At 63.7% G+C, this 22,997-nt stretch carries 17 protein-coding genes; 13 read left to right on the top strand and 4 right to left on the bottom strand.

Going from position 1 to position 22,997, the window contains the following annotated elements; all coding sequences use genetic code 11:
- From VE092_RS05615 to VE092_RS05640, 6 genes are all read left to right on the top strand, one after another.
- Positions 1–642, top strand: a 642-nt coding sequence (locus VE092_RS05615; protein WP_324874669.1) for a thiamine pyrophosphate-dependent enzyme, incomplete at its 5' end; no start/stop codon positions are given.
- A gap of 158 nt (positions 643–800) precedes the next feature.
- Positions 801–1,292 (top strand): acetolactate synthase small subunit, encoded by a 492-nt coding sequence (ilvN, locus tag VE092_RS05620; RefSeq protein WP_003056638.1) that lies wholly within the window; start codon positions 801–803, stop codon positions 1,290–1,292.
- A 72-nt stretch (positions 1,293–1,364) separates the two neighbouring features.
- A complete protein-coding gene (gene ilvC / locus VE092_RS05625; protein ID WP_003056637.1) occupies positions 1,365–2,381 on the top strand; it encodes a ketol-acid reductoisomerase in 1,017 nt (338 codons plus the stop codon).
- Positions 2,382–2,580: 199 nt separating this feature from the next.
- Positions 2,581–3,450, top strand: coding sequence for a CDP-diacylglycerol--serine O-phosphatidyltransferase (gene pssA, locus VE092_RS05630; RefSeq protein WP_087865766.1), 870 nt, complete (start codon positions 2,581–2,583; stop codon positions 3,448–3,450).
- A 231-nt stretch (positions 3,451–3,681) separates the two neighbouring features.
- On the top strand, positions 3,682–5,382 hold the full coding sequence (leuA, locus tag VE092_RS05635; RefSeq protein WP_324874686.1) for a 2-isopropylmalate synthase: 1,701 nt from the start codon (positions 3,682–3,684) through the stop codon (positions 5,380–5,382).
- Positions 5,383–5,991: 609 nt separating this feature from the next.
- Positions 5,992–7,761, top strand: coding sequence for a methyl-accepting chemotaxis protein (locus tag VE092_RS05640; protein WP_324874687.1), 1,770 nt, complete (start codon positions 5,992–5,994; stop codon positions 7,759–7,761).
- 37 nt (positions 7,762–7,798) lie between these two features.
- On the opposite strand, the gene egtB is transcribed toward VE092_RS05640, so the two are convergent.
- Positions 7,799–9,151: an ergothioneine biosynthesis protein EgtB gene (gene egtB / locus VE092_RS05645; protein WP_324874689.1), complete on the bottom strand. Its 1,353-nt coding sequence runs from the start codon at positions 9,149–9,151 to the stop codon at positions 7,799–7,801.
- A 141-nt stretch (positions 9,152–9,292) separates the two neighbouring features.
- Complete coding sequence (gene egtD / locus VE092_RS05650; protein ID WP_324874691.1) at positions 9,293–10,261, bottom strand: L-histidine N(alpha)-methyltransferase; 969 nt, start codon at positions 10,259–10,261, stop codon at positions 9,293–9,295.
- Between the two features lie 356 nt (positions 10,262–10,617).
- Here egtD and VE092_RS05655 point away from each other — a divergent pair, with 356 nt between their 5' ends.
- Both VE092_RS05655 and VE092_RS05660 read left to right on the top strand, forming a co-directional pair.
- A complete protein-coding gene (locus tag VE092_RS05655; RefSeq protein WP_414653420.1) occupies positions 10,618–12,507 on the top strand; it encodes an ABC transporter transmembrane domain-containing protein in 1,890 nt (629 codons plus the stop codon).
- 79 nt (positions 12,508–12,586) lie between these two features.
- A complete protein-coding gene (locus VE092_RS05660; RefSeq protein ID WP_324874695.1) occupies positions 12,587–13,705 on the top strand; it encodes an NADH:flavin oxidoreductase/NADH oxidase in 1,119 nt (372 codons plus the stop codon).
- Between the two features lie 109 nt (positions 13,706–13,814).
- On the opposite strand, the gene VE092_RS05665 is transcribed toward VE092_RS05660, so the two are convergent.
- Together VE092_RS05665 and VE092_RS05670 are read right to left on the bottom strand one after the other, a co-directional pair.
- Positions 13,815–14,456 (bottom strand): DedA family protein, encoded by a 642-nt coding sequence (locus VE092_RS05665; protein WP_039876006.1) that lies wholly within the window; start codon positions 14,454–14,456, stop codon positions 13,815–13,817.
- 123 nt (positions 14,457–14,579) lie between these two features.
- Positions 14,580–15,284: a GntR family transcriptional regulator gene (locus tag VE092_RS05670; RefSeq protein WP_324874700.1), complete on the bottom strand. Its 705-nt coding sequence runs from the start codon at positions 15,282–15,284 to the stop codon at positions 14,580–14,582.
- Between the two features lie 588 nt (positions 15,285–15,872).
- Between VE092_RS05670 and VE092_RS05675 the strand changes: the two genes are divergently transcribed.
- The 5 genes from VE092_RS05675 (at position 15,873) to VE092_RS05695 (ending at position 22,452) form a co-directional block, all read left to right on the top strand.
- Positions 15,873–17,168, top strand: coding sequence for an ABC transporter substrate-binding protein (locus VE092_RS05675; protein ID WP_324874702.1), 1,296 nt, complete (start codon positions 15,873–15,875; stop codon positions 17,166–17,168).
- A 95-nt stretch (positions 17,169–17,263) separates the two neighbouring features.
- A complete protein-coding gene (locus VE092_RS05680; RefSeq protein ID WP_324874704.1) occupies positions 17,264–18,139 on the top strand; it encodes a branched-chain amino acid ABC transporter permease in 876 nt (291 codons plus the stop codon).
- Between the two features lie 28 nt (positions 18,140–18,167).
- Positions 18,168–20,690 carry a branched-chain amino acid ABC transporter ATP-binding protein/permease gene (locus VE092_RS05685; protein ID WP_324874706.1) on the top strand — a complete coding sequence of 841 codons (2,523 nt, stop codon included), beginning with the start codon at positions 18,168–18,170 and terminating at the stop codon, positions 20,688–20,690.
- A gap of 37 nt (positions 20,691–20,727) precedes the next feature.
- A complete protein-coding gene (locus tag VE092_RS05690) occupies positions 20,728–21,513 on the top strand; it encodes an SDR family oxidoreductase (protein WP_324874708.1) in 786 nt (261 codons plus the stop codon).
- Between the two features lie 9 nt (positions 21,514–21,522).
- On the top strand, positions 21,523–22,452 hold the full coding sequence (locus VE092_RS05695) for a 3-hydroxyacyl-CoA dehydrogenase (protein WP_324874710.1): 930 nt from the start codon (positions 21,523–21,525) through the stop codon (positions 22,450–22,452).
- Positions 22,453–22,997 lie beyond the last annotated feature (545 nt).

A 22,997-nucleotide genomic window follows, 5' to 3' on the forward strand; every position in this document is an offset into this window, starting at 1 on the left:
AGCTACGACAAGTCCAATACCGAAGTCATCAAGCCCCAGTACGTGGTCGACACGCTGTGGAACATGACCAAGGATGCCGACGCCTACATCACCTCCGATGCGGGTCAGCACCAGATGTGGGCGGCGCAGTATTACCGCTTCGATGAACCCCGTCGCTGGATCAACTCCGGCGGTCTGGGCACCATGGGTGTGGGCCTGCCTTATGCCATGGGCATCAAGCTGGCCAAGCCCGACTCCGAAGTCTTCTGCATCACGGGCGAAGGCTCGATCCAGATGAACATCCAGGAACTGGCCACCTGCAAGCAGTACAACACCCCGGTGGTCATCTGCGCGCTGAACAACCGCTTCCTGGGCATGGTGCGTCAGTGGCAGGAAATTGAATACTCGGGTCGCTACTCGAGCAGCTATATGGATTCGCTGCCCGACTTCGTGAAGCTGGCGGAGGCCTTCGGCCACCGTGGCCTGCTGATCGAAAAGCCTGCCGATGTCGAAGCTGCGCTGCGCGAGGCACGCCGCATCGTGCGCGAAGAAAGCAAGACGGTCTTCCTGGACTTCCGCACCGACCCGACCGAGAACGTGTTCCCCATGGTGCAAGCCGGCCGTGGCATCACGGAAATGCTGCTGGGCGCTGACGACCTGTGATGCGTAGAACGCTGGTTTTCTAGTGAAATCGGCCTCAAACGCTTACAAGTCAATCGCAAGCAGCTATATTTTAAATAGCATCTTTTGACGAATCTATTGTCCGCCGAGCCTGGCACTTACCGGTGTCAGGGGAGGGCGGCGAAAAGAGGAATCTCCCAATGAAACACATTATTGCCGTGCTGCTCGAGAACGAGCCTGGAGCACTGTCGCGCGTCGTGGGCCTGTTTTCAGCCCGTGGCTACAACATCGAATCCCTGACTGTCGCACCAACCGAGGATCCCTCGCTGTCGCGCATGACCATCCTGACCACAGGTTCGGACGATGTGATTGAGCAAATCACCAAGCACCTGAACCGACTGATTGAAGTGGTTAAAGTGGTGGACCTGACCGAAGGTGCCTACACCGAGCGCGAGCTGATGATGGTCAAGGTGCGTGCCGTGGGCAAGGAACGCGAAGAAATGAAGCGCATGGCGGACATCTTCCGCGGTCGCATCATCGATGTGACCGAAAAGAGCTACACCGTGGAGCTGACCGGCGACCAGTCCAAGAACGACGCCTTCCTGCAAGCCATTGATCGCACTGCCATCCTCGAAACCGTTCGCACGGGCGCCTCGGGTATTGGTCGTGGCGAACGCATTCTGCGTGTCTAATGGCTGTTTGCACCCAATTTGAATCTGAACAAACCTTTTCAACCCCCTCAAGATAAGAGACCTGGAGCCATCATGAAAGTTTTCTACGACAAGGACTGTGACCTGAGCCTGATCAAGGGCAAGACTGTTGCCATCATCGGCTACGGCAGCCAAGGCCACGCACATGCTCAAAACCTGAACGACAGCGGCGTGAAGGTTGTGGTCGGTCTGCGCAAGGGCGGCTCTTCCTGGGACAAGGTCGGCAAGGCCGGTCTGACCGTGATGGAAGTGAACGACGCGGTGAAGGCTGCCGACGTGGTCATGATCCTGCTGCCCGACGAGAACATCCCCGAGGTGTACAAGAACAACGTCGAGCCCAACATCAAGTCCGGCGCTACACTGGCTTTCGCTCACGGCTTCAACGTGCACTACAACCAGGTCGTGCCCCGCGCCGATCTGGATGTGATCATGGTCGCCCCCAAGGGCCCCGGCCACACCGTGCGCTCCGAATACCTGAAGGGCGGCGGCGTGCCTTCCCTGATCGCCATCTACCAGGACAAGTCCGGCAAGGCTCGTGACGTGGCCCTGTCCTATGCTTCCGCCAACGGCGGCGGCAAGGGCGGCATCATCGAAACCAACTTCAAGGAAGAAACCGAAACCGACCTGTTCGGCGAGCAGGCCGTGCTGTGCGGCGGTGCCGTGGAGCTGGTGAAGATGGGCTTCGAGACGCTGACCGAAGCTGGCTACGCTCCCGAAATGGCTTACTTCGAGTGCCTGCACGAGCTGAAGCTGATCGTTGACCTGATGTATGAAGGCGGCATCGCCAACATGAACTACTCCATCTCCAACAACGCGGAGTATGGCGAGTACGTGACCGGCCCCGAAGTCATCAACGAAGAATCCCGCAAGGCCATGCGCAACGCCCTCAAGCGCATCCAGAGCGGTGAATACGCCAAGATGTTCATCAGCGAAGGCCGCCTGAACTATCCTTCGATGACTGCCCGTCGTCGCCAGAACGCCGATCACGCCATCGAGCAAGTGGGCGGTCAGCTGCGCTCCATGATGCCTTGGATCTCCAAGAACAAGCTGGTCGACCAGACCCGCAACTGATGCAGGCAAGTCATTCGGCGCAAGCCGGATGACTGTGCTTGGGCAAGAGGCCACCTTCGAGGTGGCCTTTTTTCATTCCGGATGCGATCTGTGTGGCGGGTACACTGGTGGCAGGGACATGGTCATGATGGCCGTGCTTGAAATACTATCGTTTTAATAGCTGCATGCATTTGACATGCAAGCACTGGAGGTCTGTTTGATGCAAAACAGCAATGATTCTGCCGATCTGAGTGGAATGCCGCGCAAGCCGCGCAAAGGCATTTATGTGCTGCCCAATCTGTTCACGCTGGCAGCGCTGTTTGGCGGTTTCTACGCCATCGTCATGGCCATGAACAACAAGTTCGAACTGGCGGCCGTGGGTGTTTTCTGCGCCATGGTGCTCGACAGTCTTGACGGTCGTGTGGCGCGCATGACGCACACGCAAAGCGCGTTCGGCGAGCAGATGGATTCGCTCTCCGATATGGTGTCCTTTGGTGCCGCGCCTGCGCTGATTGCCTATGAATGGGCCTTGCGTCCCCTGGGGCGCTGGGGCTGGATTGCCGCCTTTGTGTATTGCGCCTGCGCGGCACTGCGCCTGGCTCGCTTCAACGTGAATACGGCCGTGGTGGACAAGCGCTACTTCCAGGGCATGCCTTCACCTGCGGCAGCGGCTCTGGTGGCGGGCTTTATCTGGCTGACCAGTGCCTTGATGGTTTCCCATCGCGACGTGCCCATCTTTGGCGATGTGATTTCCTGGTTCGGGGGTTATCCCACGGACAGGGCCGATCTGTCCTGGATCATGTTCGCCATCACGCTGTTCGCAGGCCTGACCATGGTCACCAATATTCCCTATTACAGCTTCAAGGACATCGGCGGCGCCAAGAGCATGCCATTCGTCTCGCTGGTGGTGGTGGCCCTGCTGATGGCCGTAGTCAGCATCGAGCCTGCAACCATGCTGTTCCTGGTGTTTGTCGGTTACTCGATCTCGGGTTATGTGATCTACGCCTGGCGCCGTTCCAAGGGCGAGCAGGTCAGCATCGTGGCAACCTCCAAGGACGAGCCCGATGAGCGTGGTCTGCACGACGATTGAAGTGCGGCTCCAAAAAATCCTGGCCCTGTCAACTTTTCTTGTGTTAAAGTGAGCCGCATGCAAAACCTGTCGCTAGCTCTACTACTAATGTCCAACGGGCAGAGAAAGTAGCGCGCGCGTACAAACACACCCTACTTGGCGGCCCGTAGCATCAGCGACGGGCCGTTTTTGCTTTTGGGCGTCGCTGGAGCTGGGTTCAATTTCCTCTAATTTCGACTAAAGAGACTCACCATGTTGCAAAACCCTTCCACCAAATACCGCGCTTTCGCCCCCGTGCGTCTGACCGATCGCACCTGGCCCGACGCGGTCATCACCAAGCCCCCGGTCTGGTGCAGCGTGGATCTGCGTGACGGCAACCAGGCCCTGATCGAGCCCATGGACATCGAGCGCAAGGTGCGCATGTTCGAGCAACTGGTGAAGATCGGCTTCAAGGAAATCGAAGTGGGCTTTCCTTCGGCTTCGCAGATCGAGTTCGACTTCATGCGCAAGCTCATCGAGGAAAACCGCATTCCCGACGACGTGACCGTACAGGTGCTGACACAGGCGCGTGAGCACCTGATTCGTCGCACTTTCGAGGCGCTGGAAGGCGTACCTCGCGCCATTGTCCATCTCTACAACGCCACGGCTCCCGTGATGCGCCGCGTGGTGCTGAACATGAGTGAAGACGAGATCGTGGAGCTGGCCGTGACCAATGCGCAGATGTTCAAGGACATCGCGGCCCAGCACCCCAACACCAAGTGGACCTTCCAGTACTCGCCCGAAATGTATTCGGATACCGAGCTGGAGTTCTCCAGGCGCGTGATCGACGCCGTCACCGATGTCTGGCAGCCCACACCCGAGAACAAGTGCATCATCAACCTGCCCACCACAGTGGAGCATTCCACGCCCAATATCTTTGCCGACATGGTGGAGTGGACGCATCGCAACATCAAGCGCCGCGACAGCGTGGTGATCTCGGTTCACCCCCACAACGACCGCGGCACGGGAACGGCGGCTGCCGAGCTGTCCCTGATGGCCGGCGCGGATCGCCTGGAAGGCTGCCTGTTCGGCAACGGCGAGCGCACCGGCAACGTCGACCTGGTCACCCTGGCCCTGAACCTGTACACCCAGGGTGTCAACCCGGGTCTGGACTTCTCCGACATCGACGTGGTGCGCCAGGTGGTGGAAGAGTGCAACCAGATCCCGGTGCACCCGCGTCACCCGTATGTGGGCGACCTGGTCTTCACCGCCTTCTCCGGCTCGCACCAGGATGCCATCAAGAAGGGCTTCGCCAAGCAGCAGCCCGACGCCATCTGGGAAGTGCCCTACCTGCCGATCGACCCGGCCGACCTGGGCCGCAGCTACGATGCGGTCATCCGCGTCAACAGCCAGTCCGGCAAGGGCGGCATGGCCTACCTGCTGGAACAGGAATACGGCCTGGCCCTGCCGCGCCGCCTGCAGATCGAATTCTCGCGCGCCATCCAGCGCGAGGCCGATGCCACCGGCAAGGAAATCGCTGCCTCCGACATCCACGCCATCTTCCAGCGTGAATACCTGGAGCGTAGCGAGCCCTATGTCTACCGCGCCCACCGCATGTCGGAAGACACGGCCAAGGCCGAGTCGATCAACATCGAAGTCGACATCGTGCGCAACGGCCAGCCGGTCACCGTGCGCGGCAGCGGCAACGGCCCCATCGATGCCTTCGTGCATGCCCTGGGCCTGGACATCAAGCTGATGGACTTCCATGAACACGCCATCGGTGCCGGTGCCGACGCCAAGGCGGCCAGCTACATCGAACTGCGCCTGAACGAAGCCCCGACCGGCTTCGGCGTGGGCATCGATGCCAACATCGTCACCGCTTCCTTCAAGGCCGTGCTGTCTGCCGTGAACCGCCAGATCGCCATCAGCGAGAGCGCCAACCAGGCCGGCTCCTCGCAAGCCAAAGCGGCCTGAACATGGATTGGCGCCGGCGATCCCGGCGCGTTTCCCTGAGCACGACGCCGGCCTACAGGCCGGCGTCGTGCCGTCTGCCGCATCCGTCTTGTCTCCTCAAAGCGACCGGCCTTTGCTTCACTACAGATGCCATTGGGCGGCATGATGCCGGGGTGATGGCGCGAGTATAAATGGGGCAGACCGGTGCACCCTGCACGCCGTTCGCGCTGCCGCGGTCCGCTATGCCAGCATCACGCTGGCGGCAATTTGTCGTATCGCAGCAACATTCTCTGATGGCAACGGATGCGCTGGGCCTGTCCGCCCTTTGCTGGTTACTGGCCTTCGTGCTGTTCGTGCTACGCTACGCGGCTGTCCTGAACCGGCCGCGCCCTGCCTGATGCTGCCGCAGGATGACGGCCACTGAAATGCAAGCTCGCGTCCCCCCGCACGAACTTGCCGTACAGCTTGCCGGAACACCATGTTGCCGCGCAGACAGGCTTGCCGACACGAATTTACGTGGCGGGAAGGTTCTCGTCTCACGTAACTGGCTTATCATCGGCTGGTGGTCATCACACCAGTTGATTCCCATCTCAAACACAAGTCGCAATCACATTTTTCGGGGGGAAAATAATGCGCTTCAGCAACCTCAGCATTGCCACACGTCTGGCCATCGCCTTCTCGGTCCTGATCCTGGTGATCGCCGCTATCGTCACCTTGGGCCTGGTCCGCCTGGGCGACATCAACAAGGCCCTCGATCTGGTGGTCAATGACCGCTACAGGAAGATCGCCCTGATCAATACCATCTCCGGCAAGATCGACGACGTCGCCATCGCCGTGCGCAACCAGTTGCTGACCACCAGTCCCGACCAGGCTGCCCGCGAGCAGGCCGTGGTCAAGGATCTGTCCTTGCAGGTCACGGCCCACCTGAAGGATCTTGATGCTGCGTTGGCCAATCCCGCCGCCCGTGCGCAACTGGCCAAGGTCATGAAAGCACGTGACGAATATGCGGCCCAGCGCAGGGAAGTCGAAGCACTCAATGCCAAGGGCGAGCGCGACGCCGCCATCGAACTGCTCATCACCAAGGTGGGTAAGCTGCAGAAAATCTACTTCGGCGAACTGGACAACCTGGCCGATACCCAGCAGAAGCTGATGGACCAGTCCGTGGCCGATGCCGAAGCGGCCTACAACACCACGCGTCTGATCATGCTGGTCTCCGGCCTGGTATCGGCGCTGTTCGCCGCCTTCATCGCCTGGACCATCTCGCGCAGCATCACGCGACCGCTAAGCCAGGCGGTGCAGGTGGCGGAGACTGTGGCCGCGGGCGACCTGACCGCCGAGATCGACGCCCACTCCACCGACGAGACCGGTCGCCTGCTGCAGGCACTGGCGGCGATGAACCAGAAGCTCAAGGCCATCGTGCTGGAAGTGCGGCGTGGCACCGACTCCATGGTGACCGCCTCGACCCAGATCGCTACCGGCAACCTGGACCTGTCCTCGCGCACAGAAGAACAGGCCAGCGCGCTGGAAGAGACCGCGTCTTCGCTGGAGCAACTGACCTCCAGCGTCAAGCAGAATGCCGACCACACCCGCAAGTCCAGCGACCTCGCCAGCACCGCCACGCAAGTAGCCAACCAGGGTGGACAGGCCGTCAAGCAGGTGGTGCAGACCATGGGAGCGATCAACGATTCGTCGCGCAAGATCGTGGACATCATTTCCGTGATCGACGGTATCGCCTTCCAGACCAACATCCTGGCGCTCAATGCCGCCGTGGAAGCGGCACGTGCCGGCGAGCAGGGCCGTGGCTTCGCGGTGGTGGCCTCGGAAGTGCGCGGACTGGCACAGCGTTCGGCCACCGCCGCCAAGGAAATCAAGGAGCTGATCAACGATTCCGTCAGCCAGGTCTCGTCGGGCACGGAACTGGTGGCGCAGGCCGGCAGCACCATGGACGAAGTAGTCCACAGCATCGAGCAGGTGAGTCACATCGTCGGAGAAATCTCGGCCGCCACCCGCGAACAGAGCGATGGCATCGAACAGGTCAACCAGGCCATCATGCAGATGGACAACACCACCCAGCAGAATGCCGCGTTGGTGGAAGAGGCCGCCGCCGCCGCGCAGGCACTGCAGGATCAGGCCCACCGACTGCTGGAACTGGTCAGCGTGTTCCGTCTGGATGGGCTGGGCGGCGCACCTGACATGCGATCGGCCCCGGCACCCGCCGCCCGCGCACCCCAGGCAGTGCCCGTAGTCACTCCCGCCGGAGCAAGCAAGGCCTTGCCGGTCGGCCCGACGCGCGCTGGCGGCAGTGCCACGGCGGCATCCGCCGTAACCGCCGCACCGTCCAAGCGCGCCCTCCCGCCGGTGCACAAGGAAGACAAATCGGAAGAGTGGGAAACCTTCTGACCCTGCTGATCAGAAGCAGGGTTTCCGGTCCCGGACATCAGGCCTGGCGTGCCAGCCTGATGCCGCTGACCTGCCAGCGTGCCGTGGCGGGGAAGAAATTGCGATAGGTCAGCCGCGCATGATTGAGCGGCGTGGCCGACGAGGACCCGCGCAATACGTACTGGTTGACCATGAACTTGCCGTTGTACTCGCCGACCGCGCCCGCTGCCGTGACAAAGCCCGGATAAGGTGCATAGCTGCTGCTGGTCCACTGCCAGGCGACGCCGAAGAATTCGCGCCCCTGGCCTTGCAGGCGGGCTGCCGCATGCTCCCACTCGGCCTCGGTCAACAGGCGCGCCCCGGCCCAGCGGGCATAGGCATCGGCCTCGTAATAGGAGAGATGGACTACCGCACGATGCACCTGCAACGGTTGCAGGCCGTATTCGGTGAATTCGCGCCATTTCCCGTCCTGGCCATGCCGCCAGTACAGCGGATGCTGCAAGTCCTGTTGCTTGCGCCACTCCCACCCCTCGGACAGCCACAGTCCCGCATCCGCATAGCCGCCAGCCTCGACGAAGGCCAGATACTCGCCATTGTTGACCAGCCGCGAAGCGCACTGGTAGGCCTCGACGAACTGCCGATGGCGCGGGGTTTCGTTATCGAAGCAAAAGCCGCTGCCGGCATGCCCGATCTCCACCACGCCGGCGTCGATGCGGTGCCATTGCAAGTCCAGCCCCACCGGTTCGTTGAGCCGCACGCTGGCGGGCAGGGCCTGGTAGGCCGGTTGCAGCGGATTCATCGACAGCAGGATCTTGATGTCGGTCAGCATCAGTTCCTGGTGCTGCTGCTCGTGCTGCATGCCCAGTTCCAGCAACGCCAGGAAATCGGCCAGTTGCGCCTGCTGCGCACCACCCTGGTCGCGGCCCTCCTCTACCGCATTGATGAGCAGCAGCATGCGTTCGTCCATCTGGGCGCGATAGGCCAGCACTTCCTCCAGCGCCGGCCGCGTGAGCAGCCCGCGCTGCGGTCGCGGGAATTTCTCGCCCACGCCCTCGTAGTAGGAATTGAACAGCATGCGGAACTGTGGATGGAAAGGAGCGAAGCCGGTCTGGAAGCGCTCCAGCAGGAAGGTCTCGAAGAACCAGGTGGTATGCGCCAGATGCCATTTGATGGGACTGGCATCGGGCATGGCCTGTACGCAGCAATCCTCGGCCGACAAGGGCTCGGCGATCAGCAGCGATTGCCGGCGCAAACGACGGAAACGATCGCCCAGGCTTTCGCGGGGACGGTGATTGAGTTGCTGCACGGCAGCGTCGATCACCGCGTCGATGGTGGCGGCCGTCGCGGCCGCTTCGGATTCCAGCGCGACCTGCTGCAGGGCATGGTCGCGGGTACTGATGACTGGGGCCATCCGCTCTCCTGCGATAAGACCCCGATCCTGTCTGCAGGAGCGGGGTCGAGGTTCAAAACTCGACGATGCAACCAGGGTACTGCTGCCCGCGTGGGACGACCACCCGGCACACCGCACGCACCGACAGACGGCGTCGCCGGCTCAGCGCGCACGGGCATGACACACCGCGAACCAGCGGCGCGCGTCGAACCACATGCGGCAGCCGCCGAAGCCGGCCTGCTCCAGCAGGCCGAGGATATCCTGCTCGCTGAACTTGTGACTGTACTCGGTATGGATGCGCTCGCCCTGGTGGAAGGTGCGGCGCGCTCCCGGCCAGCGCACGATCAGGTCGCGTCGCGCTTCCAGGTGCATTTCGATGCGCTGGCTGCGGGCATTGTAGAAAGCCACGTGGCGCCAGTCGCGCGCATTGAAATCGGCATCGATCAGGCGGTTGACGTGGTTGAGCGCGTTCAGGTTGAAAGCCGCCGTCACGCCCAGGGTATCGTCGTAGGCGGCCTCCAGCACATGGGTCTGCTTGACCAGATCCAGACCGATCAGGAGACCGCCGTCATCGGCCGGCAACGCTGCCCGCAGGCGGCGCAGGAAGGCCAGCGCCTGTTGCGGATCGAAATTGCCCAGCGACGACCCCGGATAGAAGAACAGCCGGCGCTGCTCGTCCACCTGCTGCGGCAGCACCAGAGTGGCAGAAAAATCCATCGCCAGCGGCTGCATCGGGATCGCCGGGAAGCGCCGCTGCAGACCTTGTACCGACTGATGCAGGAACTCGGCGGAGATATCCACCGGCACATACTGGCGCGGCTGCAGCGCCCCGAACAGGGAAGCCGCCTTGGCACAGTTTCCCGCGCCCAGATCGATCAGGGTACAGCCCGTGCCGACGGCAGCGGCAATGGCCTCCTGGTGGGCTCCGAAGATCTCGGCCTCGGTGCGGGTCGGATAGTATTCCGGCAGGTCGCAGATGGCCTCGAACAGCTTGCTGCCCAGGGCATCGTAGAAATACTTGGGGGAAATGCGCGCCTGGCCGGCGCTGAGTCCGGCGATCAGCTCGTCTGACGGCGTGGGTGCGGCGGCGGGCGTCTCCCAGTGCGGGGGGATCAGTGCGGGTTGGGCCAAGCGTATCTCCTTGCCAATGACGTGGGTGGATGATGCTTCTCTGTGGTGGGCAATCCCGACCTGCCTACTGTAGCAGGCCGGTCAAGTCAGGCAATGGCTGACGGACAACTTTGCGCTACACTTTGCCCGGCTGTCGGTCGCCCGGCACGGCAACAGCGCCCTCGGCGGCGCTGCATCCTGCCGGCTTTGCCGGGTCTGACTATACTGATGCCTGTTCCGACTGAGGCGCAGCGCGGTGGTTCAACGCGGCAATGAGATTTTAAGCACCGCAGCGCTGGTAGCCCGCTGGCAACAGCCCGGTCAGTGCCGGCACTGACCGTTTCCCCTCCAGCGCGCTGGCCTCCAACCCCTGACTCCTGTCCATGTCTTCTTCCCTGCCTCCTTCCACTGCACATCCTCCCCAACCGCTCCATGCGGACCGCACCGACGGTAGCGCAGCCTCGCCCCCGGCCAGCGCGCGCAGCTCGGCACTGGCTGCCCTGCGCGGATTGCTGCCCTTCCTCACGCCCTACAAGAAGCAGTTCCTGCTGGCTGGACTGGCCCTGCTGGTGGCGGCCGCAGCCACACTGGCCGTGCCCTACGCCTTCAAGCAGATGATCGATCTGGGTTTCGGAGTGGCCGGCTCAGGCGCGGCCGGCTCAGGTGCGGCCGGCAGCTCCGCCCACATCAATCTCTATTTCTTGGCCCTGTTCGGCGTGGCCTGTGTGCTGGGCGTGGCCACCGCACTGCGCTTCTACATGGTGTCGTGGCTGGGTGAACGTGTTACGGCCGACCTGCGCAGCGCCGTCTATGCGCACGTGGTCACGCAAAGCCCGGAGTTCTTCGAAACCACCAAGACCGGCGAAGTGCTTTCGCGCCTGACCACCGATACCACCCTGATCCAGACCCTGGTCGGTACCAGCATCTCCATGGCCCTGCGCAATGCCTTGCTGTTCCTGGGCGGCATGAGCATGCTCTTCATCACCAGTGCCCGCCTGACCTCGATCATCATCGTCATGCTGGCTGCCGTGGTCCTGCCCATCGTGTTCTACGGCCGGCGCGTGCGCAAGCTATCGCGCGCCTCGCAGGACCGCGTGGCCGATGCTGCGGCGATGGCCGGCGAAATCCTCAATGCCATGCCCACGGTACAGGCCTTCACCCATGAGGACATCGAAGCGCGCCGCTTCGGCCAGTCGGTGGAGCGCGCCTTCGAAACCGCCATGGAGCGCATCCGTGCACGCTCGCTGCTGACGGTGGTGGCCATCCTGCTGGTGTTCGGTGCCATCGTCTTCGTGCTGTGGCTGGGTGCGCACGCGGTCATGCGCGGCAGCATGAGCGGCGGCGAACTCGGCCAGTTCATCCTCTATGCCTCGCTGGTGGCGGGCTCCCTGGGCGCACTCTCGGAAGTCATGGGCGACACCCAGCGCGCCGCCGGCGCCACCGAGCGCCTGCTCGACCTGCTGGCCGCACACTCACCGGTGCAGTCGGTGCTGCTGCCGGAAAAACTGCCACCGCGCACCGCCAATGGTGCGGCCCTGCAGATTGCCGAGCTCGACTTCCACTATCCGTCGCGCCCGGAGCATGCCTCGCTGGCAGGGTTTTCGCTCGATGTCCGCCCGGGCGAAACGGTCGCCGTGGTCGGCCCTTCCGGCGCGGGCAAGACCACGCTGTTCCAGTTGCTGTTGCGCTTCTACGATCCGCAGCAGGGCAGCATTCGTCTGGATGGCGTGGACATCCGCTACCTGACCCTGCAGGACCTGCGCCACGCCATCGGCATCGTGCTGCAGGACACCGTCATCTTCTCGGCCAATGCCATGGAAAACATCCGCTTCGGCCGGCCCGGTGCCAGCGATGCGGAAGTGATTGCCGCCGCCCAGATGGCCGCCGCCCACGAATTCATCGAACGTCTGCCGCAGGGCTATCAGTGCTTTCTGGGGGAACGCGGCGTGCGCCTGTCCGGTGGCCAGCGCCAGCGCATTGCCATCGCCCGCGCGCTGCTCAAGAATCCGCCGCTGCTGTTGCTGGACGAGGCCACCAGCGCCCTCGACGCCGAATCCGAACGACTGGTGCAAAGCGCGCTGGAAGCCGCCATGGTGGGACGCACCACGCTGGTCATCGCGCACCGCCTGGCCACGGTGCAGCGCGCCGACCGCATCATCGTGCTGGAGCACGGCCGTATCGTCGAGACCGGCACCCACGCCGAACTGGTGGCCCGCGACGGTCTCTACGCCAGCCTGGCGGCGCTGCAGTTCGAGACGGGGCAATAGCCAGGCGGTGGCCGACGCGAAATCCTGAAATCCCCTAGACTGCGCATTTCGTTCGCCATCGACATGACAGGAGTTCCGCATGAGTAGCCAATTGTTTTCGCCGCTGAGCCTGCGCGGCATCACCTTGCCCAATCGCATCGCGGTCTCGCCGATGTGCCAGTATTCGGCCGAGGATGGCTTCGTCAACGACTGGCACCTGGTTCACCTGGGCAGCCGCGCCGTGGGCGGCGCCGGCCTGGTCATCATGGAGGCCACGGCGGTGGTCCCCGAAGGCCGCATCACCGCGGCCGACCTCGGTATCTGGAAGGACGAGCACATTGCCCCCCTGCGCCGTATCACCCGCTTCATCGAGCAGCAAGGCGCGGTGCCGGGCGTGCAACTGGCGCACGCCGGCCGCAAGGCCAGCTCCCTGCGACCCTGGGACGGCCCGGCCGGCAGTGTTGCAGTGGCCGAGGGCGGCTGGCTGCCGCAGGCCCCGTCCGCGCTGGCATTCGACACCAGCTACACCGAACCGCAGGCACTCAGTGCCGAAGACATCGCCGCCCTGGTGCAGGCCTTCGCCGATGCGGCGCAGCGCGCCCATGCGGCCGGCTTCAAGCTGATCGAACTGCATGGTGCCCATGGCTACCTGGGCCACCAGTTCCTGTCCCCGCTGAGCAATCGTCGCAGCGATCACTATGGCGGCTCCTTCGAGAACCGCATCCGATTCCTGCTGGAAACCGTGCGCGCCACCCGTGCCGTCTGGCCGGACGAACTGCCGCTGCTGGTGCGCCTGTCGGCCACCGACTGGGCCGAAGGCGGCTGGACGCCGGACGACACCGTGGCCCTCGCCGCCCGCCTGCGTGAGCTGGGTGTGGACCTGGTGGACGTCTCCAGTGGCGGCAACCTGCCGTCGGCGCCGATTCCGGTCGGCCCCGGGTACCAGACCGGCTTTGCCGCCCGCGTCAAGGCCGAGGCCGGTATCGCCACCGGTACCGTGGGCATGATCACCGACGCCATCCAGGCCGAACACGTGCTGCGCACCGGCCAGGCCGACCTGGTGCTGCTGGCGCGCGAACTGTTGCGCGACCCCTACTGGCCCATGCAGGCGGCACAGCAATTGCGTGAAGACATCGCCTGGCCGCCGCAATACGTGCGCGCCGCGTCCAGCAAGACACCGCTGCGACCGGATGTGCAGTACGGGCGCAACGCCGACTGAGATTTCCTGTGGATAAAAAGAAAAATGCTGCCCGGTCGGGTGTCGGCCGGGCAGCATTTTTCATGGAATCTAAAGCAGGGTCTGCCTGATCCGGATCAGGCTCAACCCATCAGCCCGGACGACGCTTGTGACGGATGTATTCGATGATCCCCGGCAGGATGGACAGGATCACGATCACCACGATCAACAGGCTCAGGTTCTGCTTCACGATGGGCAGGTTGCCGAAGAAGTAGCCGGCATAGCCAAAGCTGGCTACCCAGGCGATGCCGCCGATGACGTTGTAGAGGAAGAAGCGCGGATAGGTCATCGCGCCCACGCCGGCCACGAAGGGCGCGAAGGTGCGCACGATGGGTGCGAAGCGGGCAATGATGATGGCCTTGCCACCGTGCTTTTCGAAGAAGGCATGGGTCTTGTCCAGGTACTCCTTCTTGAAGATGCGTGAATTGGGCTTGTCGAACACCTTGATGCCCAGCATCTTGCCGATCTGGTAGTTGGTGCTATCCCCCAGGATGGCGGCCACGATCAGGGTCAGCAGCATCAGGTGGATATCGTAGGCACCGGTGGCAGCCAGCGCGCCGGTGACGAACAGCAGCGAATCGCCGGGCAGGATGGGGGTGACCACCAGGCCGGTTTCACAGAAGATGATCAGGAACAGGATCAGGAACAACCAGGGTCCGTAGGAAGCGGCCAGCTCGGCCAGGTGACGGTCGATGTGGACGATGAAATCGACCAGGAACAAGAGAATATCCATAAGGCCTGCAGGGGAAGTGGCGGAAAAGTGGGCATTGTACCAACAGCCTGAGCCACCTCCGCCAAATTTGACGCAGCGCCGCATACGCTGGCTTGCTCCGTTCAACGTTCCCGGCGCGGCGCTTCAGTCCGGCAAGCCATCGCCAGCCAGGATCATCTCGGCTGCGCTCAGCAGGTCGCCCTGCAGCCCCTTGCGCGCCTTTTGCGGCGAGGCCTCGCGCAGGCCCTCCAGCAGGATCGCATGATGCTTCAGGGCTGGCGCCTCGGCCAGCCGGCGCGAACCGGCGCGCAGGTCGAGGTTGATCACCGGCCCCACCTGCAGCCACAGGCCGGCGATCAGGTCCACCAGCGTCGGCATGCCCGAACCCTGGTAGGCCGCGAAGTGCAATTCCTTGTTGAGGCGGATGATCACGTCGACATTGGGCTTCTTGCGCTGCATCTCCACCGACAAGGTCTCATGCAGGCGCGCGACTTCCTCCAGACCGTCCGCACCGATGTGACTGGCCGCATGTTCGACTGCCAGCCCTTCCAGCGCCAGCCGTATCTTGAGCAGTTCGTTGAACTTTCCCTTGGTCATGAGCGGCACCCGCATGGCGCGGTTGGGGAGGATTTCCAGCGCGCCTTCGGCGGCCAACTGGCGGACTGCCTCGCGCACCGGCATGGGACTGGTGCCCAGCGCATCGGCCAGCCCCTTGAGCGTGAGCTTCTGGCCGGGCCGCACCTGGCCGGCCTGGATCAGTTCGCACAGATCCTGATAGACCCGCTCGGACAGCGTGGCGTGCTGGATCTTGCGCACGGTGGAGAGGTCGGCGATCAGGGTCTGGTCCATGGCGATAGATGAAAATTTTTTGCGGATTATAGCGGAGCGCCGGGCACGTCCCGCATGGCTGACCAAGTCTGCCCCGGCTCCCGCCGGAACAAGCGTCAATGGCGGCCGGCAGGAGCGCACGGGCACAGCGGCAAACCGCAGGCTGCCCCGGCACTGCTGCCCCTTCCGATCACGATGTCCGCGCAGGCGGTTGACGCTACCGATTCTATCGAATACATTTGATCACATGTCAAATAAATGACATCAGCAGAACAAAAAAACGGATCGGCGCGGCGCCATGTCCACAGCCTTGCGGCTGCGGCGGCCCGCAGCGGTGACGGCCACCAGGAGACAGCTCGACGGACTCGCGCACCAGGCAGCCCCCCTGCCCGTGCGCGTCTCCATCGCCCCTTCGTGTCGGCACGGGCGGCCTGCCCCTGCCGGTCCAGTTCCGGATGACTGCGCTGGCCCACCAGGCCAATGCGCAGCGTGCTGTGAACAGGACTGCCGGCACCGCTCATGTCCCATGCCGCAGTCGCCCTGCTGGATACAAAGAACGCAGTTCCCAGGAGACACCGGCGCCCGCCGGATAATTAGGAGGATCGCATCATGGAGCAAGACCAGAGCAAGTCCGGCCTCACCACGAACACGAACACCGCCAGCCCGCCCTCACCCAGCCGCCGCCGCATCCTGCAGGCCGGCGCCGCCGCAGCCGGGGCCTCGGTGCTGGGCTTTCCAGCCATCGTGCGCGCCCAGTCCGACAAGATCATCATCGGCCACCTGACGCCGCGCACCGGCTTTCTCGGCCCCATGGGCGAATACGCGGTCATGAGCATCACCCTGGCCGTGGAAGAACAGAACAAGGCCGGCGGCCTGCTGGGGCGCCAATTGACGCTGCTGTCGGAAGACTCGGTCAATCCGCCCACCGCCTCTTCCAAGGCACAGCGTCTGCTGGAGCGCGACGGCGCGGCGCTGCTGATCGGCGAGATATCCTCGGCCTCGGCGCTGGGCATCGCCCAGGTCGCCCAGCGCAACAAGAAGCTCTTCATGAACACCGGCTGCAACTCCGACGAGCTGCGCGGCAAGAGCTGCAACAAGTTCATGTTCCACATCGAGGCCGCCAACTCCACCTACGTCAAGGCCTGTGGCCAGCAACTGCTGCAGAACGGCCTGATCAAGGGCAAGAAGCTCTATGCCCTGACCGCCGACTATGCCTTCGGCCATGACCTGCTGCGCACCGCCAAGGCATTCGTCGGCGCCAATGGCGGCACGATTGCCAACGATGAACTGGTGCCCACCGATGCCACCGACTTCAGCCCCTACCTGCTCAAGATCCGCCAGGCCAAGCCGGACCTGGTGATCTCCAACCTGGCCGGCAACCAGATCACCAACTTCATCAAGCAGTATTCCGAATTCGGCCTGCCCTTCCCCATCGCCGGCTTCGGCTTCGATACCGTGGCAGCGTGGGGTGCGGGCGCGGACAACTTCGCCGGCACCTGGCCCACCACCTGGCACCACGATGTCGACAGTCCGTCCTCCAAGGCCTTCGTGGCGGCCTTCATCAAGAAGTACGGCAAGCCGCCCGAGAACCAGGCCTGGGGCGAATACGTGGGCTTCCGCTCGGTCGCCCAGGCGATCGCCGAGACCAAGTCGCTGGACACCATGAAACTGATCGAGTACTTCGAGAAAGGTGCGCAGATCGACATCCTCAAGGGCCGCAAGGGCGTCTATCGCGACTGGGACCACCAACTGATGCAGGAGATGTACACCATCTCGCCCAAACCCAAGGGGCGGGCCAAGGACCAGTGGGACTTCCTGCAACTGGGTGCGGCCGTGCCGGGACCGAATGCGCCGCTGGAGTCGATCGCCCCGACCATGCAGGAAAACGCCTGCAAGTTCAGCTGAACGTCCCCGGGTCCACACCGCCGCGCGGCCATGCCTGAGACCCGGGCGTGGCCGCCAGTCGCCTCACTTTCGCAAGGCCTCGGGCCGGAGTTGCAATGCAAATCGTTTTCCTGCTGGAACAAATCCTCAACGGATTGCTGGTCGGCGGCTACTACCTGCTGATCGCGCTGGGGCTGTCGCTGATCTTCAGCCTGGGCGGCATCGTCAACCTGGCGCACGGCGCCTTCTATGCCATCGGCGCCTATCTCGCCGTGGAGATCACCAGGCATCTGGGATTCACCGGGGCGGTCTTCATCTCGCCGCTGCTGGTGGCACTGCTGGGCATCCTGTTCGAACGCTTCCTGCTGCGCCGTTTCTATTCGGCCGATCCCATCCTGGGACTCTTGCTGACCTTCGGCCTGTCGATGGTGGCGGAACAGCTGATCCGCATCCTGTGGGGCGCATCGCCACTCCCGGCTTCGATCCCGGCGGCCTTCAAGGGCCAGATCATGGTGGGTGACTTCATGTACTCGCGCTATCGCCTGCTGATGCTGGCCATCGTGATCGTGGCGCTGACGCTGATCTGGCTGCTGCTCAACAAGACCTCCTTCGGCCGCGTGGTGCGTGCCGGCGTGCAGACGCCCGACATGGTGGCGGTACTGGGCATCCGCCTGCAGCCCTACATGACGGCCATCGTCATGCTGGGCGTCGGCCTGGCCGCACTGGCCGGGGTGCTGTTCGCGCCGATCTCGGGGGTGCAGCCGGCCATGGGAGCCGAGATCATGACGGCCGCCTTCGTGGTGGTGGTCATCGGCGGTCTGGGCAGCTTCTGGGGCGTGGTGCTGGCCGCCGTGCTGGTGGGCGTGGTACGCGGCATCACCATCCAGTTCTATGCCCCGGCCGGCGAGGCCTCAATGTACCTGCTGATGCTGCTGGTATTGATCTTCCGTCCGCGCGGCCTGTTGGGCGAGCGCATCGAACGCTTCGAATGAGACCGCGGCCATGAACCCTATGCTCTCCATGAATCCGAAACATCAATCCCTGTGGATCGGCGCCGCCGCGCTGGTCATCACGCCCCTGCTGCTGCCACTGCTGGGCCTGACCACCACCTCGGCCACCGACGTGGTCATCTACGCCATCGCCGCCATGGGCTTGAACCTGCTGGTGGGCTATACCGGCCTGACCTCGTTCGGTCACGGCGCGTGGTTCGGGGTGGGCGCCTATGCCGCCGCGCTGTCGCAGAAATACTGGTTCCCCGGCCAGATCGTGCTGCCGCTGCTGTTCACCATCGCTTTCATCGCGGTTTGCGCGGCCCTGGTGGGCTTCTTGATCCTGCGCCGGCGCGGCGTGTATTTCTCGCTGCTCACGCTGGCCCTGTCGGCGCTGACCTTCGCGGTGGCCTTCCGCTGGACCGACTTCACCGGCGGCGAATCGGGGCTGGGCGGCATCGTGCGCCCGGTGCTCGCCGGCATCGACCTGGACCAGTCGCTGCCCTACCTGGTCTTCGTCAGTCTGATCGCCTTCGCCGTGCTCTACTGCCTGCACCGGCTGATCCGCTCGCCGTTCGGCCACACCATCGTTGCCATCCGCGAGAACGAGCAGCGGGCGCGTTTCCAGGGCTACGCCACCATCCTCTACAAGCTGCAGATGTTCATCATCTCGGCCACCGTCACCGGCCTGGCCGGTGCTCTGCTGGCCTTCCACCACCGCTTCGCCTCGGCCGAGCCGACCTCGGTGGCCTTCTCCGGCGAACTGCTGGCGATGGTGGTGATCGGTGGCATGCGCAGCTTCCTCGGGCCGGCGCTGGGTGCGCTGTTCTACATCCTGTTCCGCGAATGCCTGTCGATCTGGACCGAGAACTGGCTGCTCTGGTTCGGCCTGGCCTTCGTCGGTTTCATCCTGTTCTCGCCCACCGGACTGGTCGGCATCTGGCGCCAGCTGCTACGCCGCCTCAAGCCGCCGGCCGAAGTGGGCGCCGCGATGAGCGCGCGCCAGATCGTCGATGGCCTGCCGCTGCCGGACTTCCTGCAACCGCCGCCCCGGCAGGGCGTGGTACTGGAAGCCCGCGACATCGAAATCCGCTTCGGCGGCATCCAGGCGGTCAAGAATGCGCAGATCGCATTGCATGCAGGTGAAATCCACGCCCTGATCGGCCCCAACGGCGCCGGCAAGACCACCACCTTCAACCTGATCTCCGGCATGTTCGCCCCGCATGGCGGCAGCGTGCTGCTCAACGGCCAGCCCATCCACGGCCTGCCGCCCAGCGAGATTTGCCAGCGCGGCCTGGCGCGCTCGTTCCAGATCACCAATCTCTTCAAGGGCCTGTCGATCTACGAAAACCTGCGGCTTTCTCTGCAGGCGCGGCATGCGGCGCGCTACAACATGTGGCGCGACATCGACAGCTATCCCGAGATCCATGCCGAGACCGCCGAACTGATGCGCTTTCTCGGGCTCAAGGGCATCGACGACATCGAAGGCGGCGCCCTCTCCTACGGCGGGCAACGGCTGGTGGACCTGGGCATCGCCCTGGGCTCCAAGCCCCAGGTGCTGCTGATGGACGAACCCCTGGCCGGCCTGGCCGCGGCCGAACGTGAACGGGTCTCGCGGCTGGTGCAGATCATCGCCGCCAACATCCCGGTGCTGATCGTGGAACACGACATCGACCGCGTGCTGGGTTTCTCGCATCAGGTCACCGTGATGAACCAGGGCAGCGTACTGATGGCCGGCACACCCGAACAGGCGCGCGCCGACCAGCGCGTACAGGAAATCTACACCGGTCACGGCACCCCGCCGGTCACCGGCCGCAGCAGCGGCGATGCGCAGGAGCGGGCGCAATTGCTGGCCTTCGAGGGCGTCAATGCCTACTACGGCAAGAGCCACATCCTCAATGACGCCAGCCTGGAGGTGCGGCAGGGCGAGATCGTTGCCCTGCTGGGCCGCAACGGCGCCGGCAAGTCGACCCTGCTCAAGACCCTCACCGGCCTGCTGCGCCCGGCCTCCGGCACCATCCGCTATGACGGTCGCGACATCGCCGGACTGTCCGCCCCCGACATCGCCCGCCTGGGCATCGGCTATGTACCGCAGGGGCGCGGCCTGTTCGCCGGCATGACGGTGGCCGAGAACCTGGCGCTGGGCCGACTGGCGCGCAAGAACGACAGCAGCAACGGCGTGGCCTGGAGTGAAGAAAAGATCTTGCAATACTTCCCGCGCCTGAAGGAACGTCTGCACACCCACGCCGATTTCCTCTCCGGTGGTGAGCAGCAGATGGTCGCGGTAGCCCGGGCACTGTCGGGCAACGTCAAGCTGCTATTGCTGGACGAACCCTTCGAAGGCCTGGCCCCGGCCGTGGTGCAGGAACTGTTCACGGTCTTCGACCAGTTACGGCGCGAGGTTTCCATCGTGATCGTCGAACACAACCTGGATCTGGTGCTGGCCCTGGCCGACCGCGTCTTCGCCCTGGAGCGCGGCGCCGTGTTCCACACCGGACCGGCCGAACCGCTGCTCAACGATCTCACCTATCGCAAGAAAATCCTCTGGCTCTGAGCCAGCACACACCCTCCCGCAACAAGGACACTGCACCATGGACCTGAATCTGAAAGACCAGAAAGTCATCGTCACCGCCGGCGCCCAGGGCATCGGCCTGGCCATCACCACCGCCTTCGTCGAGGCCGGCGCCCACGTCCACATCTGTGACGTCAGCGAAGACTTCCTCGCCAGCGCCCGCGGCCAGTTCGCCGGCGCCCCCGTGAGCTACAGCCTGACCGACGTCACCAGCGAGACCCAGGTCGATGCCATGTTCGCCGACCTCAGCCAGCGCTGGGGCGGTGTACTGGATGTACTGGTCAACAACGCCGGCATCGCCGGCCCCACCCTGCCGGTGGAAGACGTCGAATTGTCCGGCTGGGACCAGACCATTGCCGTCAACCTTACCGGCCCCTTCCTCTGCACCCGGCGCGCCGTACCGATGCTGAAGAAGAACGGCGGCGGCTCCATCGTCAACATCTCCTCGGTGGCTGGCCGCCTGGGCTTTGCCCTGCGCACGCCCTACTCGGCCTCCAAGTACGGCGTCATCGGCCTGACCGAAACCTGGGCCATCGAACTGGGGCCGTCCAACATCCGCGTCAATGCCGTGCTGCCGGGCGTGGTCGAAGGTGCCCGCCAGGAGCGCATCGTCGCCGCCAAGGCAGAGGCCTATGGCATCGAACATGAAGAAATGCGCCAGCGCCTGCTCTCCAAGGTCTCGCTGCGCAAGATGGTCACGGCGCAAGACATCGCCAACCAGATCATCTTCATCTGCTCCCCGGCCGGCGCCTCCATCAGCGGACGCAGCCTGTCGGTGTGCGGCAATGTCGAAGTACTGAGCTGAGGAGCCACCATGAGTGAAAAGATCGCCGTCATCGGCGCCGGCCTGATCGGCCGCGCCTGGGCCATCGTCTTTGCCCGCGCCGGCTACCGGGTAGACCTGTGGGACGCCGTCCCGCAAGCCCTGCAGGCTTGCCGGCAACTGCTGCAGGACAACCTGGCCGACCTCGCCAGTCATGGCCTGGTCGACGAAACACCGCAGACCGTACTGGCCCGCATCCACACGGCAGACAGCCTCGCCGCCGCCCTGCAGGACGCCATCCTGGTCCAGGAAAACGTCAAGGAAACGGTAGACGTCAAACGCGCCATCTTCGCCGAAATGGACCGCCTGGCCGCCCCGCAGACCATCCTCACCAGCTCCACCTCGTGGATCCCCACCTCCGCCTTCTCGGAGCACCTGCCCGGACGCGACCGCATCCTGGTCGCCCACCCCGTCAACCCGCCCTACCTGGTCCCCCTGGTCGAACTCGCCCCGGCCCCCTGGACCTCCCCCGCCACGGTCGAACGCGCCCGCGACATCTACACCCGCGCAGGCCAATCCCCGGTGGTCCTGAACAAGGAGATCACCGGCTTCCTGCTCAACCGCATCCAGGGCGCGGTACTGAACGAAGCCCTCAACCTCTACGAAAACGGCTACGCCACTGCTGCCGATCTCGACAAGGTCTTGAAGGACGGCCTCGGCCTGCGCTGGTCCTTCATGGGCCCATTCGAAACCATCGACCTGAACGCCCCCGAAGGCGTACTGGACTATGCCCGCCGCTACGGCCACACCTACCGCGACGTAGCGAAGACACAAGCCCCCAACGAATGGAACAGCGAAACCCTGGAGCGCATTGAAGCAGAGCGACGCGCCGCCCTACCAGCAGACCAGCTAGGCGAACGCGCCCGCTGGCGCGACAACAGACTGATGGGATTGATTGCGCACAAGCGCAAGCAAAAATAGCAAACAAAGAAGCTACAAAGAAGCAAAGCAAAGAAAAGGAAAGCAAAGGCAAAAACGAAGCAAGTAAGAGCACCATGAAGCCGAAGGCGAGCCCCCCGCGAGGCCGAAGGCGAGCCGGACGGCAGTTGTCCCCCTTGGGAGCCAGCCGCCGGAGTGAAGCGGCAAGTGGATCAGAAAAATAGTGGGAGCGAAGCGACTCTATTTTTCCCACTTGCTGCTTCACTCCGGCGGGCACCCTCCGCAGGAGGGCTGGCTCTTGGGGGCCGTTTTCTTTGCTTACTTTCTTTGGCGGGCCAAAGAAAGTAAGCGGCTGCCGGGCCGCCCCCGGCGCTCCCCTGCGACCGGAGAAAGAACGCATTAAGCTAGAGGCAAACAGGCAAGAAGACCAGACTACCCAAGAAACAACACAACAAAACACAAAGCAAAGCAACAAGACAGCAAAGCACCCCCAAAAGCACAACCAACATCAAAGGAGCACACCCCATGGCCAAGCCCAAGAAAGTCATCATCACCTGCGCAGTCACAGGCGCCATCCACACCCCCAC

It is taken from the genome of Herbaspirillum sp. (assembly GCF_035644555.1).
Classification (GTDB): Bacteria; Pseudomonadota; Gammaproteobacteria; order Burkholderiales; family Burkholderiaceae_D; genus Herbaspirillum.

Bases quoted from the DNA above. Each gene is read 5' to 3' on its own strand.
- VE092_RS05660 (WP_324874695.1), top strand. From the start codon at position 12,587: ATGAGTAGCCAATTGTTTTCGCCGCTGAGCCTGCGCGGCATCACCTTG.
- ilvN (WP_003056638.1), top strand. From the start codon at position 801: ATGAAACACATTATTGCCGTGCTGCTCGAGAACGAGCCTGGAGCACTG.
- VE092_RS05670 (WP_324874700.1), bottom strand. From the start codon at position 15,284: ATGGACCAGACCCTGATCGCCGACCTCTCCACCGTGCGCAAGATCCAG.
- VE092_RS05675 (WP_324874702.1), top strand. From the start codon at position 15,873: ATGGAGCAAGACCAGAGCAAGTCCGGCCTCACCACGAACACGAACACC.
- VE092_RS05640 (WP_324874687.1), top strand. From the start codon at position 5,992: ATGCGCTTCAGCAACCTCAGCATTGCCACACGTCTGGCCATCGCCTTC.
- leuA (WP_324874686.1), top strand. From the start codon at position 3,682: ATGTTGCAAAACCCTTCCACCAAATACCGCGCTTTCGCCCCCGTGCGT.
- pssA (WP_087865766.1), top strand. From the start codon at position 2,581: ATGCAAAACAGCAATGATTCTGCCGATCTGAGTGGAATGCCGCGCAAG.
- VE092_RS05685 (WP_324874706.1), top strand. From the start codon at position 18,168: ATGAATCCGAAACATCAATCCCTGTGGATCGGCGCCGCCGCGCTGGTC.
- VE092_RS05665 (WP_039876006.1), bottom strand. From the start codon at position 14,456: ATGGATATTCTCTTGTTCCTGGTCGATTTCATCGTCCACATCGACCGT.
- VE092_RS05690 (WP_324874708.1), top strand. From the start codon at position 20,728: ATGGACCTGAATCTGAAAGACCAGAAAGTCATCGTCACCGCCGGCGCC.
- ilvC (WP_003056637.1), top strand. From the start codon at position 1,365: ATGAAAGTTTTCTACGACAAGGACTGTGACCTGAGCCTGATCAAGGGC.
- egtB (WP_324874689.1), bottom strand. From the start codon at position 9,151: ATGGCCCCAGTCATCAGTACCCGCGACCATGCCCTGCAGCAGGTCGCG.
- VE092_RS05695 (WP_324874710.1), top strand. From the start codon at position 21,523: ATGAGTGAAAAGATCGCCGTCATCGGCGCCGGCCTGATCGGCCGCGCC.
- VE092_RS05680 (WP_324874704.1), top strand. From the start codon at position 17,264: ATGCAAATCGTTTTCCTGCTGGAACAAATCCTCAACGGATTGCTGGTC.